3 protein-coding genes and 2 pseudogenes are annotated in these 3,099 nt (G+C 57.0%); 1 reads left to right on the top strand and 4 read right to left on the bottom strand.

Annotation, left to right across the window (positions count from 1 at the left end; translation table 11 throughout):
- From DJ69_RS11670 to DJ69_RS11655, 4 genes and pseudogenes are all read right to left on the bottom strand, one after another.
- A partial coding sequence (locus tag DJ69_RS11670) for a phage integrase SAM-like domain-containing protein (protein WP_180271804.1) occupies positions 1–676 on the bottom strand: 676 nt, incomplete at its 3' end.
- 22 nt (positions 677–698) lie between these two features.
- Positions 699–1,226 (bottom strand): hypothetical protein, encoded by a 528-nt coding sequence (locus DJ69_RS11665; RefSeq protein ID WP_099255768.1) that lies wholly within the window; start codon positions 1,224–1,226, stop codon positions 699–701.
- Positions 1,223–1,759: a DUF7437 domain-containing protein gene (locus DJ69_RS11660; RefSeq protein WP_099255767.1), complete on the bottom strand. Its 537-nt coding sequence runs from the start codon at positions 1,757–1,759 to the stop codon at positions 1,223–1,225. The genes DJ69_RS11665 and DJ69_RS11660 overlap by 4 nt, the downstream gene beginning before the upstream one ends.
- A 581-nt stretch (positions 1,760–2,340) precedes the next feature.
- Positions 2,341–2,853, bottom strand: a pseudogene (locus DJ69_RS11655) (IS6 family transposase); the annotation flags it as partial.
- Between DJ69_RS11655 and DJ69_RS18860 the strand changes: the two are divergent.
- Positions 2,809–3,099 (top strand): annotated as a pseudogene (locus DJ69_RS18860) (hypothetical protein); the annotation flags it as partial. The pseudogenes DJ69_RS11655 and DJ69_RS18860 overlap by 45 nt on opposite strands.

Raw genomic sequence — 3,099 nt, 5'->3', positions numbered from 1 at the left:
GGACGCCGCGTCGGCGCGGGTCATTCGGATCCCGGAGTAGTTCCCCAACGCGAACAGCTGTATACGCGAGGACGAACACCAGAGCCCGATCACGAGCCGCCTTCAGCGCCGCGTAGCGTGCTCGCTGCTTGTCGGGGGGGTCAGTATCCTCCGGGAGTGTCGTGTACGCCTCAAGGGCGTCGCGGGCCCGTTCGTCGACGTGGCGGGTGAGCGCGTGACGCTGTTCTGACGTCCAGGCCTGCTGGTCGCCGGGCTTGCGGCCGTCGTCTTCTGGCAGCGGTGCCATCGCACTCGCTCGTTGTGCGTAGTGCGCTTCGAGATGGCCCTCGTTGACACACCAGCCACACCACGCAGAGATATAGCGGTAATAGGTTTGTACCGTGTTCTGCTTGAGTCCCCGATCTCTACCGAGATGCCGGGCGTACTCCCGGAACACGCGTTCGTCGAGATCGTCGAAGGTCGGCTCCCGGTCGACGTCGTCGGGGACGATTCCGGTCCAGTCATCGTCGCCGCGGTCGCCGGCGGCCCACTCGACGAACCGCTCGAGCTCGCGTGCAGCGTTACGTCGGTAGTTCCCGCCATCGCCCCCACGGCCTTTCCCCTTGTCTTGGAGGTAGCGCTCGAAGCTGTCGTTGAGAGAGCTTTTAGAACGGGAAGAAGACCGATCGTCGCTCATCGGGCCTCACCTCGGCGCTGCGTTATCGAAATTCGTCGGCTGTGATCGTCTCGAGATACTCGACACTGACGTACCGGAATTCGATCCGGTCGCTGAAGCCGTGTTGCGGCAGGAGCGTCTCGGCCGCCCGGCCCGCCGGTTTGTCGGTCGTGAGAAGAACAACGTGGTCTGCCTCTCCAGTATCGAGTACCTGAGCAGCAAGCCCCACGAGTGCTGTGTCCGCTTTTTCGGTGATATCTTCGTCGCGGTCGGTCACATTGGCGATGAACCTTCGTGCTTCGTCCATCACCGTTGAGACGAGCGGATTGGCGTAGTCGAGGCCGTCGGCGACGGTGATCCACCCCTCCTCGAAGCCATCGGGATAGGGAATGTTCCCGGAGGGGTACTCTTCTGCTGCCGGGTCGCCTCCGAGCTCTTCGTAGACACGCTGGGGGACATACAACGAGGCACCTGCCTGTCGGAGTGCCCGACGGAGCCGTTGAAATTTGTCCTTGTCCGGGCCACCACACCGGACGAAGACGCCGGTATCGGCGATATAGACCGTCGTCATGCAACCGCGTCGGCGTAGTCGGTGGCAACCGGTTCCAGTGCTTGGAGAATGATCTCGGCTTCAAGCGGTGAGAGGTCGAGTTCCCGGGCCGCAATCCGATGGTTGACCGTGCCATCGACGTACTCGTAGGCGTACTCAAGCGCGACGGCGAGGCCGTCAAGACCGTGACGCTCGATGTAGATGTCGATGTCCTCGTCCTCGTCGCGGCGGGCAACAGCAGCGATGAGTGCTGGCGTGATCGTTTGGGTTTCGCCGTCCGTCGAGAGGGTGAGTGCAATCGACTCGGCGTCGTATTCGTACGGGCGTTGATCACGGGTTTTCTCCACTAAGCCAGCAGTTTCGAGGTTCTGCACATAGTCGTAGGCGGTCCCCTGGGGGATGTCGAGCTCGTCGACAAGTTCGGACACGGTGACCGGACCGTGTTGTAAGATATGGGCGTATAGCCGAGCGAGTGGCGGTGTGTCGAGAAGGTCGGCCACCGTCTGAAGCTGCTGAATTGGTGGTCGGCCTGACCGCGGAGGTGATTGCGCCATCTCGATTATGAATTATCGATAATTCGTGATAAGGCTTCCGGCGACAGAGCGGAACTCGCAACCGACCCAACACTCGCGGAGAATCAGCCGCTCGCAGTGGCTCTACCCTGGGGGAAGCGTCTTTCTGAGCCGATTGCAGCATTCGTGCTTACCCGACGGCGTGGCGGTACTTCAATTTGGTCGTGATTACGGGGATAATCAGGACCACTTGTTGTATTCGGCCCATCGAGAGATATTGGACATCTGGAGCCTCTTACCACCGAAATTCCGAATTATAGCATATTGTATATCGTATATCGCTATACAAAATTTCAGGCGCTGAAGGCAGGCACGTACAGGATAATCGCTTGGATCATAATGATTTTTAATTCTCACCAACCGGTGCGGGTCTATTGAAATCCAATCCTTCAGATAGATTTTTGTCTGCGCTCTTCTGTAGGAGATTGTTGATACAGTCGTTGCCAGTTGAGTGGGAACACTAATCGACTTTCTAACCACCTCTACCGTGGACTCCCAATTTGATTCACGCACCCGCAAATCGCAAGACTGCAGTCCATTAACAATGTGCTACACAAGAGCGTTTCGATGAAGTTTCTGTCGGAATAGTCGACCCGACCGTTGAGTCCTAAGCGGGAGAGGGCAGTCTGATAACCGAATTGGTCAACGAGAAACACAGCGTCAGAGAGATCGTGTTTCTCCCGGAGTCCGTGAAGGCACACAGCCGCTGGATCAGTTCCATACCGTCCGAACAGCTCCACGTCAAGAATCAATTTTGTGTCAAGGTCTATTGTAGCGTACAGACAAGAGCACTCGCCATTGACCTTGATAGCGGTCTCGTCAACCGCGACCCTTGACGGCTGCGCCGTCGGTGGGTCGCCAACGCTCTCGGAGATTCGATGAACTTATCAACAAATCGCTTGGTGTGAGTGTTCTACGCCGAACAATCGGAGAATTTCTGTGGTTTCTCGAAGCGAACAGCCGTTCGCGTAGAACCGGACGGCGAACGCCCTGACGGGCGTCGCCGTGCGTTCTCGCACCCAAAATTCAAGATTCACTGTATTCAACGTCTCTCTGAGCAGTTCTTGGGTGAGCATAGACACCAAAACCAACGAACTGCTCACTTCTCAGAGTGGCTTAACTTGACAGTGCCTGAGGACGGGGATGTTAACTTAGAGAATGAGGCGTTCGAGTTTCAAGTACCTATACCCGAAATCGAACGCGTCGGCGGTCGTATCGACTGGATTGACTTAGGATTTATCGAGCGAGAACGGACACCCCACGAGATCATTCAAACCGGTATTCAACTCCATCTTGCTGGATTATCAGTACCTCACAAAGCA

This window comes from Halorubrum persicum (assembly GCF_002727125.1).
Lineage (GTDB): Archaea > Halobacteriota > Halobacteria > Halobacteriales > Haloferacaceae > Halorubrum > Halorubrum persicum.
This window is presented reverse-complemented; position numbering and strand designations above follow the sequence as displayed.